The 12,975-nt window shown below is 61.6% G+C and carries 12 protein-coding genes; 3 read left to right on the top strand and 9 right to left on the bottom strand.

What is annotated here, in order from left to right; all coding sequences use genetic code 11:
• From K9B37_RS02175 to K9B37_RS02145, 7 genes are all read right to left on the bottom strand, one after another.
• Window positions 1-537: an AAA family ATPase gene (locus K9B37_RS02175; protein ID WP_224311137.1), complete on the bottom strand. Its 537-nt coding sequence runs from the start codon at window positions 535-537 to the stop codon at window positions 1-3.
• Window positions 538-547: 10 nt separating this feature from the next.
• The gene (gene lipA / locus K9B37_RS02170) at window positions 548-1,510 is read right to left on the bottom strand and encodes a lipoyl synthase (RefSeq protein ID WP_224311136.1); all 963 of its coding nucleotides are present in this window, start codon (window positions 1,508-1,510) and stop codon (window positions 548-550) included.
• A 142-nt stretch (window positions 1,511-1,652) separates the two neighbouring features.
• Complete coding sequence (gene pncA / locus K9B37_RS02165; protein ID WP_224311135.1) at window positions 1,653-2,303, bottom strand: bifunctional nicotinamidase/pyrazinamidase; 651 nt, start codon at window positions 2,301-2,303, stop codon at window positions 1,653-1,655.
• Window positions 2,304-2,388: 85 nt separating this feature from the next.
• The gene (locus K9B37_RS02160) at window positions 2,389-3,465 is read right to left on the bottom strand and encodes a BMP family ABC transporter substrate-binding protein (RefSeq protein WP_224311134.1); all 1,077 of its coding nucleotides are present in this window, start codon (window positions 3,463-3,465) and stop codon (window positions 2,389-2,391) included.
• Between the two features lie 92 nt (window positions 3,466-3,557).
• Window positions 3,558-4,475, bottom strand: coding sequence for an ABC transporter permease (locus tag K9B37_RS02155; RefSeq protein ID WP_224311133.1), 918 nt, complete (start codon window positions 4,473-4,475; stop codon window positions 3,558-3,560).
• On the bottom strand, window positions 4,472-5,548 hold the full coding sequence (locus K9B37_RS02150) for an ABC transporter permease (protein WP_224311132.1): 1,077 nt from the start codon (window positions 5,546-5,548) through the stop codon (window positions 4,472-4,474). The genes K9B37_RS02155 and K9B37_RS02150 overlap by 4 nt, the downstream gene beginning before the upstream one ends.
• Window positions 5,538-7,082, bottom strand: coding sequence for an ABC transporter ATP-binding protein (locus tag K9B37_RS02145; protein WP_224311131.1), 1,545 nt, complete (start codon window positions 7,080-7,082; stop codon window positions 5,538-5,540). The genes K9B37_RS02150 and K9B37_RS02145 overlap by 11 nt, the downstream gene beginning before the upstream one ends.
• Window positions 7,083-7,277: 195 nt before the next feature.
• Between K9B37_RS02145 and K9B37_RS02140 the strand changes: the two genes are divergently transcribed.
• A complete protein-coding gene (locus K9B37_RS02140; RefSeq protein ID WP_224311130.1) occupies window positions 7,278-8,516 on the top strand; it encodes a UbiH/UbiF family hydroxylase in 1,239 nt (412 codons plus the stop codon).
• A gap of 12 nt (window positions 8,517-8,528) precedes the next feature.
• On the opposite strand, the gene K9B37_RS02135 is transcribed toward K9B37_RS02140, so the two are convergent.
• Window positions 8,529-9,497: an AEC family transporter gene (locus K9B37_RS02135; RefSeq protein WP_224311129.1), complete on the bottom strand. Its 969-nt coding sequence runs from the start codon at window positions 9,495-9,497 to the stop codon at window positions 8,529-8,531.
• Window positions 9,498-9,689: 192 nt separating this feature from the next.
• On the opposite strand from K9B37_RS02135, the gene hspQ reads away from it, so the two are divergent.
• Window positions 9,690-10,019, top strand: coding sequence for a heat shock protein HspQ (hspQ, locus tag K9B37_RS02130; protein ID WP_224311128.1), 330 nt, complete (start codon window positions 9,690-9,692; stop codon window positions 10,017-10,019).
• Between the two features lie 88 nt (window positions 10,020-10,107).
• On the opposite strand, the gene K9B37_RS02125 is transcribed toward hspQ, so the two are convergent.
• Entirely contained in the window at window positions 10,108-10,890 is a 783-nt protein-coding gene (locus K9B37_RS02125) for an invasion associated locus B family protein (protein WP_224311127.1), read from the bottom strand.
• A 219-nt stretch (window positions 10,891-11,109) separates the two neighbouring features.
• Between K9B37_RS02125 and K9B37_RS02120 the strand changes: the two genes are divergently transcribed.
• On the top strand, window positions 11,110-12,921 hold the full coding sequence (locus K9B37_RS02120; protein ID WP_224311126.1) for an extracellular solute-binding protein: 1,812 nt from the start codon (window positions 11,110-11,112) through the stop codon (window positions 12,919-12,921).
• Window positions 12,922-12,975: the final 54 nt, after the last annotated feature.

Below are 12,975 nucleotides of genomic sequence, written 5' to 3'. Positions count from 1 at the left end.
TCAGGCGGCCTCAGGAAGAGTTGACGGCAGGCCGTCGGCAAGCTCCCGCACGGCGTGTGACGAACGAAGGATGATGCATTCCTGATCCGGTCTCAATGCCCGGAGGCGTGCCAGAATCCCCGGTCGGTTGCGGGATGGATATTTCCAGATGTCGCGGATGAAGGTCACGTAGTCCCAGTTGAAATATTCCGGACAGCCCTCGGCGAGATCGGAGCGTTCCTGGCGATAGTGGCGGGTCAGGCGTCCTAGTGCCCGATAGAGGCACAGCCAATTGGGAAGATCGAGCCAGATGATCGTCGTCGCTCGGGTGATCAGGCGGTCGGACAGATCGAAATACTCGCCGTCCATGACCCAGGCAGGTCGCGCTGCAAGCTCATCTGCCTGGCGATCCCATGCCTCGTCAGACGGCTTCACCCAACCTGGACGCCAATACTCCCGATCGAGATGGACGAGTGGGAGGTCAAGAGCCTCCGCAATGCGCCGGGCCAGTGTGGTCTTGCCCGCTCCCGGTGAGCCGATGACGAGGATTCGGCGCATCCGGAATGCCTCAGAGCTTGGAAGCCCCAAGGCGGGCGGCTTTCAGGCGCGCAAAATCATCACCCGCATGATGCGACGAGCGCGTGAGCGGCGTCGCCGAGATCAACAGGAAGCCCTTGGCATAAGCCGTGGTCTCATAGGCCTTGAATTCGTCAGGTGTGACGAAGCGGATTACGGGATGATGCTTTTTCGTCGGCTGGAGATACTGACCGATGGTCATGAAGTCGACATCCGCAGAGCGGAGGTCGTCCATGAGCTGAAGCACCTCGTTTCGCTCCTCGCCCAGGCCGACCATGATGCCGGACTTGGTGAAAATCGTCGGATCGAGCTCCTTGACCTGCTGAAGTAGGCGGATCGAGTGGAAGTACCGGGCACCGGGCCGGACCTTCAGATACTTGGACGGCACCGTCTCGAGATTGTGGTTGAAGACATCGGGCTTGGCTGCGACCACGACCTCCAGGGCGCCGGGCTTGCGGAGGAAGTCAGGCGTCAGGATCTCGATGGTGGTCTTCGGGGATCGCGCCCGGATCGCGTGGATCACGTCCGCGAAATGCTGTGCTCCACCGTCGGCAAGGTCGTCCCGATCCACGGACGTGATGACGACGTGCTCCAGACCGAGCTTTTCAACGGCCTTGGCCACATTCTCCGGTTCGTTCGGGTCGAGTGCGACGGGAAGACCTGTCTTCACGTTGCAGAAGGCGCAGGCCCGCGTGCAGGTGTCGCCCATGATCATGAACGTCGCGTGCTTCTTTTCCCAGCACTCTCCGATGTTCGGGCAGCCGGCTTCCTCGCACACCGTCACGAGCTTGTTCTCGCGGACAATGCGGTTGGTCTCGGCCCATTTCGGCGAGCCGGGCGCCTTCACGCGGATCCAGTCCGGCTTGCGCTGCTGGACAGGCTGGTCCGGCCGGTGCGCCTTTTCCGGGTGACGGGGACGGTTGTCCTTGTTCAGAAGGTCGAGAACGACGGCCATGAAACGGAACCTTGAGGGCAGAGCCTTATGCGAAAGGCATATGCCGATGACTTAAGGGTTTCGGCGCCCTTTCGCAAATGCCGCCAAGCGCAGCGGAGACCTTCGGCAGGAGCAACCCTTTTCTTTTCAGGGCGCCGCACCGTCATTCGCGGGCAATATGCCGGCTTTGAATGATATGAACACCGGCGCTTTTCAGGTCCTGAAGCGCCCGCTCAAGGGAGCCATTGGTGTCGATGGCCCGGCAGGCATCCTCGATGACGTAGGTATCGAAACCCGCTGCTTTTGCGTCGAGGGCCGTCCAGGCGACACAGAAATCGGTCGCCAGCCCCGTGCAGAAGAACCGGCTGAAGCCTCGCTCGCGCAGATAACCGGCTAGTCCCGTGGTCGTGCGGCGGTCGGCCTCGAGGAAAGCCGAATAACTGTCGATCGCCGGGTCAAAACCCTTGCGAATGACGAGCTGGGCATGGGGAATGTGAAGATCGCGGGAGATCTCGGCCCCCGGCGTATCCTGAACGCAATGGTCCGGCCAGAGAATCTGGGTTCCGTAGGTAAGTTCTGCCGTATCGAAGGGCTTCTTGCCGGGATGGCTGGACGCGAATGACGTATGCCCTTTGGGATGCCAGTCCTGCGTCAACAGCACGTGTCGGAACGCCTTGGCGAGCCGGTTGATCGGCTCGATCACCTCATTCCCGCCCGGTACCGCAAGGGCCCCACCAGGAAGGAAGTCGTACTGCACGTCGGTGACGATCAGAACGTCTCCGTCCGTCGGTTGGATCATCCCAGCCTCAGCCATGGCCACTCTCGCTTAAGAGACAGTCGTCCGAAAAAGAAAAGGGCAGCCGGATTGCTCGGCTGCCCGATTGCCATGAAAGCTTTGCCTATTGCGGCAGCTTGTCGTCGATGCCCTTCACATAGAAGTTCATGCTCAGAATCTGCTCGTCGGAGAGGGCGCCGTCGCCCTTGCACTCGACCTGCGAGCCATCCTGCTTCAAGACCGGGCATTTGAAGGGGTTGAGCTTGCCGGACTTAATGGCGGCCTCGGTCTCCTCAGCCATCTTCTTTACGTCGTCAGGCATGTTCTTGTAGGGCGCCATCACCACCATGTGGGCTGCGAGGCCGCCCCAGGTATCCTCGGATTTCCAGGTGCCGTCGAGAACGGCCTTGGTGCGCGCGATATAGTAATCCGACCAGTTGTCGACGATGGCGGTCAGTTGAGCCTTGGGAGCGAACTGCTCCATGTCGGAAGCCTGGCCGAACCCGAACTTGCCGCGCGCCTCCGCAGCCTGGAGCGGTGCCGGGCTGTCAGTATGCTGTGCAATGATATCCACGCCCTGGTCGAGCAGGGCCTTGGCGGCATCCGCCTCCTTGGCCGGGTCATACCAGGAGTTGGCCCAGACGACCTTGATCTTGATGTTCGGATTTACCGACTGCGCGCCGAGGAAATACGAATTGATGCCCGAAACGACTTCCGGGATTGGGAAGGCGCCGACATACCCGATGGTGCCGGACTTCGACATCTTGGCGGCAATCTGGCCGATGATGTAGCGGCCCTCGTGGAACTTCGCCGCATAAGTCGAAAGGTTGGGAGCCCGCTTGAACCCCGTTGCATGCTCGAACTTCACGTTCGGATACTTCTTGGCGACCTTCAGGGTCGGCTCCATGAAGCCGAAGGAGGTCGTGAAGATCAGCTTGTGGCCCGTGCGAGCGAGCTGTTCGATCGCGCGCTCGGAATCGGCTTCGGGAACGCTCTCCACATAGGTCGTCTCGACCTTGTCGCCGAAGGCCTTCTCGACCGCCTTGCGACCGATGTCGTGCTGGTGGCTCCAACCGTAGTCGCCGACCGGTCCCACATAGATGAAGCCGATCTTGAGCTTCTCCTGAGCTCCGGCGCTGCCAGCCGAGAGGGCCAAGGCGGTCACGCCCGCCACGGCGCCGAGGATGGATCGAAATGACATGTTAGCTCCCCTGGGTTTCGATATTCAGGCTTTCGTCGCAGGTCTCAAATCTTCCCGCAAGTGTCTCTGTGCTCACAATATCATCGCTTTGTTCACCGGTCAGGCACGAAAGGGGAACCAAGCGAACCGGGGGCACCGATGGCCCTGCCGTGGCGGATCGAGAGCAGCAGAAGAGCAAGGATCGTTGCGAGATACGGGACGGCGGAGAGAAGTTGCGACGGAACGCCGAACTGAGCCGCTTGAGCATGAAGCTGCAACACCGTCGCGGCGCCGAATATATAGGCACCGACCAATACCCAGCCGGGTCTCCATGCCGCGAAGACCACCAGTGCCAGGGCGATCCAGCCACGACCGGCGGTCATCCCCGAAGACCAGAACCGGGTATAGACAAGGGAAAGATAGGCCCCCGCCAATCCGGAGCAGGCGCCACCGAAGAGGATCGCGAGGAGCCGCATCCGGAGAACGGGAAGTCCCAGACCATGGGCCGAGGTATGGTTTTCGCCGATAGACCGAAGGGTGAGGCCGGAGCGAGTTTTGCTCAGGTACAGGGCAACCGCGACAGTGAGCAGCATCGACGCGTAGACGAAAAGATCCTGTTCAAAAAACAGGCGACCTATCAGGGGGATATCGCTAAGGCCCGGAATCGAAATCGGCTCGACCGGATTTCGACGGGCTCCCACGAACGGCGCGCCAATCAGGCCCGACAGCCCAAGACCCAGGATGGTGAGCGCCAATCCGGACCCCACTTGATTCGCGGCGAATCCTAAGACCGCAAGGGCGAACACCGCTGCCATCGCCACGCCTGCCAGCATGCCGGCGGCGACGCCCAGGAAAGTTGAGTCGAAGGTAACGGCCGCCGCGAAGCTGCAGGCCGCCCCCATGGCGAGCATGCCCTCGACCCCGAGGTTGAGAACGCCCGAGCGCTCAGTCACCAATTCCCCAATCGCGGCGATGAGGAGTGGCGTCGAAGCCGTGACGATTGTCAGGAGAATGGCCTCGAACATCGTCATTTGCCTCCTCCCCGACGAATGATGCGAACGCGATAGCTCACCAGAGCGTCGGCGGAGAGCACGCAAAGAAGAAGAATGCCCTGGAAGGCCTGCGTCAGGTCGAGCGGCAGCTTGAGCAGGATCTGCGCGCTTTCGCCACCAATGAACGTCAAGGCAACGACCAACGCTGCCACCAGAATGCCGAAGGGGTTGAGCCGCCCCAGAAAGGCAACGGTGATGGCTGTGAAGCCATATCCCGGCGAGATGGAGGGCTGAAGCTGACCGATTTGGCCTGCAACCTCCGAAATTCCGGCAAGGCCGGCCAAGCCACCGGAAATGGCGAAGACGGCAAGGGTGGTGTTCTTGGAGCTGAAGCCCGCAAAGCGCGCGGCCCGCGGTGCATCGCCCGTCAGACGGAGGCGATAACCAAAGAGGGTGCGTCCCACCACGACGGCCGTCACGATCACCGCCAGCACTGCAAAGACCGTGCCGTAATGGACCCGGCTCGCTTCACCGAGGGTCGGCAGGGTGGCTGCCGGATCGAACGTCACCGATTGCGGAAAATTGAATCCCTTCGGATCCCGCCAGGGACCACGGACCAAATAGTCGAGCAGGAGCTGTGCCACGTAGACGAGCATGAGGCTCGTCAGGATTTCATTGACGCCGAAGCGGGTTTTCAGGAAGGCCGGGATCAGACCGTAAAGGGCCCCGCCAATGATGCCGAGGAGGAGCATGGCCGGAAGGACCCAGATGCCGGCGTCCGTGCCGTGGGTCCGGAGCGCCAGCCAGCTGCCGAGGATTGCGCCGACCACGTATTGGCCCTCGGCACCGATGTTCCAGAGATTGGCGCGAAAGCAGTAAGAGAGGCCGATGGCGATGAGCGCCAGCGGGGTTGCTTTGACGAGCAGCTCCTGCAGCGCCCACGGATCGCTCAAGGGCTGAACGACGTAAACCTGAAACGCGGCGAGAGGGGACCGCCCGAGGAGCCAGATGACGAACCCGGCAATGAGAAATGCCGTGATGAAGGCGAGGATGGGAGCCAGAGTGCGCATGAACGGGGCAACGGACGCGCGCGGCGTCAACTCAAACCGCATGAGACGCCCCGTGCAACTGCGATTCTCCAAGCATTTCGAGACCTACGGCCTCCTTGGTCCACTCGGTAATCCCTCTCAGTGGACTTAAGCGTCCTTGATGGATGACGGCCATTTTGTCGGCGATCTCGAAAAGCTCGTCCAGATCCTGGCTGATTACCACGACCGCACTGCCCTCCCCGGCCAGATCGACAAGAGCCTGTCTGATCAGGCGCGCGGCGCCGGCATCGACACCCCAGGTCGGTTGATCGACCACAAGCAGTTTGGGGCGTCGGATGATCTCGCGACCGATGACGAACTTCTGGAGATTGCCGCCGGAGAGCTTGCGTGCCTGAGGATCAGGCTCGGGTGTGCGCACATCGAAACTCTTCACGATCGATTGCGCGAGACGCTTTGCTGCGTTCAGCAGAATGAAACCGGAATGGCTGACCTCTGCGGCAGCGTGCGAGATCAGCGTATTTTCACTCAGTCGATGGGTCGGCGCCGCCGCATGGCCGAGCCGTTCCTCGGGCACGAACGCAGCCCCGAGACGCCGCCGCGAGTCGATGTTGGATGTCCCGCAAACCTGGCCAGCGATCCGGATCGTTTCCGCAGCAGCAGCCAGCCGTTCTCCCGAGAGCGCGGCGAATAACTCGCTCTGGCCGTTGCCGGCTACGCCTGCGATACCCACTACCTCTCCGGCTTGGGCAAGCAGGCTAATGGCCTCCAGGGACTGACCGTGCAGACCTGGAGCCGATAGCGAAAGATCACGAACCTCCAGCATGCTGCCCTTCGGCTCATGAGGGGTGCCCGAGCGGACTTCCCCGATCTCCGTGCCGACCATCATGGCGGCAATCTCACGCGCGCTCTTGGCGCGCGGATCGAGGGTTCCGATCACACGTCCGCCTCTAAGAATGGTCGCCTGCCGGCAGAGGCGGCGCACCTCTTCGAGCTTGTGTGAGATGTAGAGAATTGAGCAACCGTCCGCCGCAAGCTTGTCGAGTGTAGTGAAGAGATGCTCGGCCTCCTGCGGGGTCAGGACCGAGGTCGGCTCGTCGAGGATGAGAAGACGGGGATTCTGAAGCAGGCAGCGCACGATCTCGATGCGTTGCCGCTCACCGGCAGAGAGTGTCCAAACGGCCCGATCCGGCTCGAGGGCGAGTCCGTAGGCACGGCTGATGTCGCCGAGACGATTCCGCACGCGGGACAGGGTCCAGTCGTCCGAGAGGGAGACAGCGATGTTTTCGGCGACCGTCAGTTCATCGAACAGCGAAAAATGCTGGAAGACCATTCCGATGCCGAGCGCCCGCGCCTCGACCGGAGACCCGATCGTGACGGGTTGGCCCTCCCAGAAGATCTCACCGGCACTCGGTTCGATCACGCCATAGAGGATCTTGACCAGAGTGGATTTTCCGGCGCCGTTTTCTCCAAGAAGCGCGTGGACTTCACCCCGATCGATCGCCAAGTCGATATGATCGTTGGCCAGAAGGTCCCCATAGCGCTTGCTGATGCCTCTAAGCGCGACGAGGGGCGGCGATGATGAAACGTCTGCCTTCACGCACTGCGACTCTGGCTGAGAGGGTTATGGGGCCGTCGACAGCGCCTACATGTCAGCTTGCTCCGCCTGGGACAAGCAGGTTTCGTCGTCGACTTCCGCCGGGTAAGGGATCATAGGGAGGAGCCGGGCCGGTCGGCAATGGCGAATGCTCGGTTTATTGTGGGTCCCGGTCCATAAAGTCCCGAAGGAGAGTACGTGTCCGAACGAACCCATGACATCATCGTCGTCGGTGCCGGCGCAGCAGGACTTTGCGCGGCCCTCGCCTTCGCCCGCGACGGCTACAGAACCGCGCTGGTCGGCACTCTCGATGCGCGGCGGGACGGCCGCACGGTGGCGCTGCTGAATGGATCCGTCCGCCTCCTCCTAGCGCTGGAGGTCTGGCCCGACGTGGCGGTGGATGCCGCCCCATTGGAAACCATGCGCATCATTGACGATACCGGGAGCCTCTTTCGGCCACCTCCGGCATCCTTCCGCGCATCGGAGATCGGGCTCGACGCTTTCGGCTGGAACATCGAGAACGCGACGCTTGTCGAAAAACTCGCCGGAGCCGCTAAGGCACAGGACGATCTCAGCCTCCTGCCACAACAGGCGTCAAGTTTCGCGGCCACCGAGGCCGAGGCAGCCGTCACGCTCGCGGATGGAACCATTCTGACGGCCAGTCTCGTCGTGGCGGCAGATGGGCGAAACTCGCGTTTGCGCCAGGCGGCAGGCATCGAGACCCGGACCTGGTCCTATCCCCAAGCGGCAGTGACCGCGATCCTGGCGCATGACCGCGATCATCGGGACACCTCGACCGAGTTTCATACCCGCCACGGCCCGTTCACGCTGGTCCCCCTGCCCGGTCGCCGCTCAAGTCTCGTGTGGGTCGCCCAATCCGACGAGGCAAAGCGCCTCCACGCCCTTGATGATGCGAACTTAGCCTTGGCCATCGAGCGTCAGGCCCAGTCGATCCTCGGTTCCGTCCGCCTCGACGGCCCTCGTGGCCTCGTGCCGATGAGCGGATTATCAGTCAATCGGTTCCAAGCGACGCGGCTCGCGCTTGTCGGTGAGGCAGCGCACGTTTTCCCCCCGATCGGGGCGCAGGGCCTTAATCTCGGACTCCGCGACGTGGCAGCTCTGCGCGATGCCGTCATCGATGCAGGTGACGAGGGAGGCGAGCCGGGTTCGGAGGACGCCCTGAGGCGCTATCAGCGAGGCAGGGACGTGGACGTGCGCCTGCGGACTGCCGCGGTGGACGGGCTGAACCGCACCCTTCTCGCTGGTTTCTTGCCTGCCGATTTTTTGCGTGGAGCGGGACTGTTGGCGATTGCCAGCGTGGGCCCGCTCCGCCGCGCACTCATGCGCGAGGGAGTGCTCCCGCGGATCGGCACCCCTCGTTTGATGCAGGATGCCTCTCCGAATCTAGCATGGGAGGAGCAGTCGGCCCGCGCGTGAAGGCCGCTGGTCCTAAGGGAATAAATCGTAAGGCGGTGCGCCGATGCGAATGACGTAGAGGAGTGCCGTCAGCGAGAACATGGATGCGACGGTGCCTACGAGGACGCAGGCTGAAGCACGCTCAACGCCCACGTTGTACTGCGTCGAAATGACAAAGATGTTCAAGGCCGGCGGCAGCGCCGCCATGGTCGCCGCTGCGTAGGTCCAGGCCGGACCAAAATCACCGAGCGCCGAGAGCAGGACCCAGACTAGGAAAGGGTGCAGAATCAGCTTGATGATGACGAGAGCTGGGACTTCGCCGGGAATGCGCCACAATGGCCGCAGGGCGACGGTGACGCCGAGAATGAACAGCGCGCACGGAGCGGCAGCTCCTGAAAGCCAAGTAACCATCAGATTCAGGGCAGAGGGCAGCTCCAGGTGGAGATAGCTCGCGGCGACGCCGAGTGCCGTCGCGACATTGAAGGGGTGCGTGACGACGCGCCATAGGATTCGGCGGATGGTCGCACCCAGGGACAGCTTGTCGAGGCCCGCGACCGACATCAGCAGGGGCACCAGGGAAAAGAGCAGAAGATTGTCGAAGACGAAGATCAGGACGACCGGCGCGCTGGCCGCCGGTCCGATGGCCGCCAGCACGAGGGGCGGCCCCATATAGCCGATATTGGAATAGGAACCAGCGACGCCCTGCATGACGGATTGCGCCACATCCTTCGTATGGCGCCAGCCGGCTGAGAAAGAGAGAAGAAAAGCGCAGAATGTCGACGTGGTCGTTGCTGCCACGAAAGTCCAATTCGTCAACTGGTCCAATGACTTGTCGGCGATGAGCCGGAAGAACAGGCAAGGCAGCGCGATATAGATGAGAAAGAATTGCATCCAGGCGAGCCCGGCCTCAGGCTGCTTGACGATCCTGCCACAGAAGAAGCCAAGGCCGATCAGCCCGAAAAAGGGCGCAAGAAGGTTCATCAGCCCGATCAGATCGGACATTGCAGGCTCTCCCCGGCATCTGTGTCAGGGGCCGTTCTGGCGGGATTCCCGAAGCTCGGCAATGCCGTGGGAAGCAAGCTTTGGGTTCCTAGATTGCAACCCTCGCTCCGTTCGGCAGTATCGGGAACGTGACGGCCATGGATTTGGCGTAACGGTCCGCACCCTTTATATGCAGGGCATGGAGTTCAAGTCATGAAAGCGGGTTTCGCCAAATTCACGATCGGCCAAGTGGTGAAGCATCGGCTCTTCGAGTTCCGGGGTCTGATTTTCGACGTGGATCCCGAATTCGACAACACCGAGGAATGGTGGCTTTCCATCCCCGAGGACATCAGGCCTCGGAAGGATCAGCCCTTCTACCACCTCTTCGCGGAGAACGCCGAGTCCGAGTACATCGCTTACGTCTCCGAGCAGAATCTTGTGCCGGATCCGTCGGCCGAGCCCCTCCGCAATCCACTCATCGAGGAGATGTTCGACCGAGACGAGCGCGGCCTCTATCGCGCGAAGCCTATTCTCGCCCATTGATGTCCCACCCATTGTTGCCCCTCCAGGCGGCAAAAGAAAACGCCGGGCCTTGAGCCCGGCGTTTCTGTCTTAAAAACAGGAAAAAGTCTTACGGCTTGGGAGCCGGCGTTGCGGGAGCTGCCGGGGCGGCAGGCGCCGCTGAAGCATCTCCGCCGAGCTTCTTGCGGAGCTCCTCGCTCTTCTTCTCGAGCTCTTCCTGAAGCTTCTTCTGCTGCTCTTCCAGAACCTTCGGGTCGATCGGAGGACCATCGAAGGCCTTGCCGAAGCCGGCGGCCGGCACGGCGAAGGTTACGAGGCGACCGGCCTGATTCTGGACGCTGACGTTGAGATTCTGGCCCTTCTTCATGGCAGCCACGAAGTCGTCCTTCACCTCGGCCTCGGCGAAGCAGCCGTTGGGGAAGCAAACCGCATACTTGCCATCGGTCGGCCCGCCCTGGTCCACGGCGAAGCGGATGCCGGGCTGCAGGAGCAGGCCGAGCGGCATCAGGAAGCGAACGATCTTCTTGTTCTGCGGACCCTTCACGTCATAGAGGGCGACGGCCAAGACCGGCTGCCCCTGATCCGACACGAAGTCGCGGGTCGTGTAGCAGATTTCGGAATTGGTGCCCTGGTCCTTGCCACAGACCTTCGTCCAGTCCGGCTGCGAAGGCTCGGCCTTCACCTGAACGACCATCGGTCCGTTGCCCTGGGGCGCCTGAGCTCCCTGGGCCGGCTGTCCTTGCGGGGCTGCCGCCGGAGCGGCAGGCTTCGCGGGTGCCGGGGCCGCCGGTTTCGTCTGCGCCAAAGCGGGCGCCGCGCTCAAGATAAGGGCAACGGCCGTGGCAAGGCTGCGGGTGCCCCCCAGGCTCGCGAAGCGGGTCGCGAATGACATGTCGTAGATCCTCTTTTCAGTCAAAAGGTCGGCTTCTGTATGGGCCGTATAATCGGCGCAGTATGGAACCTTCAAGGGAGCGGTTGAATCTTTGCCGATTAAGGCGAAGACATGACGTGTGGCGCTCCTTTAACCTTTCGCGGATTAGGTTTCCAGTCGCCCCGTTCAACTTTCTTTATAATATTCCACCCTTACGCTTGCTCCGGGACCGAGGGAGACATGAGCCGACAACGCTGCGGAATTCTGCGGAATCTGGTCGTAGCCGTCCTCGCCTGCATCATGGTGGGAGCGGCGGTTGCGGCCGAGGTGCCTCACCACGGCATCGCGATGCATGGCGCCCCTGCGTTGCCCGAAGGCTTCTCCCATCTCCCCTATGTCAATCCGGACGCCCCCCGCGGCGGGCGAATCACCCTGGCCCTCCAGGGAAGCTATGACAGCCTCAACCCATTGATCGTTCTCGGGGTCGCTCCCGACGTCGTGCCACGCTATGTGCTCCAGAGCCTGATGATGCGCTCGGCCGACGAGCCGTTCACGGTCTACGGCCTCGTAGCGCGCTCGGCGGAAATGCCGGACGACAGAAGCTTCGTGACGTTCAACCTGGACCCAAAAGCGCAGTTTTCTGATGGACGCCGTCTGACGGCGGAGGATGTTCGCTTCACGTTCGAGCTTCTGAAAAAGCACGGAAAACCCTTCTATCGCTCAAGCTTCGGCCAGGTGCGGTCCGTCGATGTGGAAGGGCCCTATCGAATCCGCTTCGATCTCTCGGGCTCGAACGATCGCGAGTTGCCGCTCAATATCGCGATGATGCCGATTTTCGCGGCTCATGCGACCGATCCGGAGACCTTTGCCAATACCACCCTGAAGCCGCCTATCGGGTCCGGTCCGTTCGAGATTGCGGAGGTGAAGCCGGGAGAGCGCGTCGTTCTGAAGCGTCGTTCCGACTATTGGGGCAAAGATCTGCCAATAATGCGCGGCCTCTACAATTTCGATGAGATCCGATACGATTTCTATCGAGATGCCAATACGATGTTCGAGGCTTTTAAGGCGGGACTTTATGACTTTCGCCTTGAGGGAGATCCCGATCGCTGGTCGACTGGATACGATTTCCCGGCTGTGAAGGACGGCCGCATCGTCCTGGAAACTTTGCCGATTCGCTCTCCGAAGGGCATGAACGGCTTCGTATTCAACACCCGTCGTCCGCTCTTTGCCGATCCGCGGGTCCGCGAGGCGCTCGGCCACCTCTTCGATTTCGAGTGGGTCAATCGGAACCTCTATTACGGTCTGCTCACGCGCTCGGACAGCTATTTTGCCGGTTCCGACCTGTCCTCCACGGGGCATCCGGCCAACGAACAGGAACTCGCCCTTCTGGCTCCGTTTCCCAGAGCGGTTCGACAAGACATCTTGGAGGGCCACTGGAAGCCGCCGGAACCCGACGGGTCCGGGCGGGACCGGGAAGAGGCCCGTCGTGCCCTGCAAATTCTCGAAGAGGCCGGCTGGAACTTGGACGGAAACACTCTTCGCCGGAAGGATACGGGAGAAGCTTTTTCCTTTGAGCTGCTGGTGAATTCCCGCCAACAGGAACGCCTTGCCCTCAACTTCTCTCAATCCCTGTCGAGAATCGGAATCGTTGCCCGGGTGCGTCTCGTCGATGACGTGCAGTACTGGCGACGTCTGTCGACTTTCGATTTCGACATGGTGCAGTGGGTCTGGCCAGCTTCCGCCTCTCCCGGCAACGAGCAGCGGAATCGCTGGAGCACGGCAGCGGCCCAGCGTGGCGGCTCTCTGAACTATTCTGGGGCAGCCTCATCGGCGATCGACCGGATGATCGATGCTCTTTTGGAGGCAACGACACGCGACGATTTCGTCTCTGCCGTCAGATCCCTGGATCGTCTCCTTCTTTCGGGATTCTATATTGTGCCGTTATTTTATCTGAACGATCAATGGCTTGCACATCGAAGCGACCTGAGGCGTCCGGACAAGCCCCCTCTTCTCGGAACGACGATCGACTCCTGGTGGCGGCAGGCGCGATAGGATGAATACCTTCGGGTTAGCTTGGCTGTTCCGTTGCCATTCATGTCCAGGGTG

Origin of the sequence: Microvirga puerhi, assembly GCF_020089865.1 — a bacterium.
GTDB lineage: Bacteria > Pseudomonadota > Alphaproteobacteria > Rhizobiales > Beijerinckiaceae > Microvirga > Microvirga puerhi.
The sequence above is the reverse complement of the archived record's forward strand: the minus strand, read 5'-3'. Positions and strand labels throughout refer to the sequence as shown.

Excerpts from the sequence above, each read along its gene's own strand:
- K9B37_RS02135 (WP_224311129.1), bottom strand. The coding sequence starts at position 9,497 with ATGTCCGATCTGATCGGGCTGATGAACCTTCTTGCGCCCTTTTTCGGG.
- K9B37_RS02125 (WP_224311127.1), bottom strand. The coding sequence starts at position 10,890 with ATGTCATTCGCGACCCGCTTCGCGAGCCTGGGGGGCACCCGCAGCCTT.
- lipA (WP_224311136.1), bottom strand. The coding sequence starts at position 1,510 with ATGGCCGTCGTTCTCGACCTTCTGAACAAGGACAACCGTCCCCGTCAC.
- K9B37_RS02150 (WP_224311132.1), bottom strand. The coding sequence starts at position 5,548 with ATGCGGTTTGAGTTGACGCCGCGCGCGTCCGTTGCCCCGTTCATGCGC.
- K9B37_RS02120 (WP_224311126.1), top strand. The coding sequence starts at position 11,110 with ATGAGCCGACAACGCTGCGGAATTCTGCGGAATCTGGTCGTAGCCGTC.
- pncA (WP_224311135.1), bottom strand. The coding sequence starts at position 2,303 with ATGGCTGAGGCTGGGATGATCCAACCGACGGACGGAGACGTTCTGATC.
- hspQ (WP_224311128.1), top strand. The coding sequence starts at position 9,690 with ATGAAAGCGGGTTTCGCCAAATTCACGATCGGCCAAGTGGTGAAGCAT.
- K9B37_RS02175 (WP_224311137.1), bottom strand. The coding sequence starts at position 537 with ATGCGCCGAATCCTCGTCATCGGCTCACCGGGAGCGGGCAAGACCACA.
- K9B37_RS02160 (WP_224311134.1), bottom strand. The coding sequence starts at position 3,465 with ATGTCATTTCGATCCATCCTCGGCGCCGTGGCGGGCGTGACCGCCTTG.
- K9B37_RS02155 (WP_224311133.1), bottom strand. The coding sequence starts at position 4,475 with ATGACGATGTTCGAGGCCATTCTCCTGACAATCGTCACGGCTTCGACG.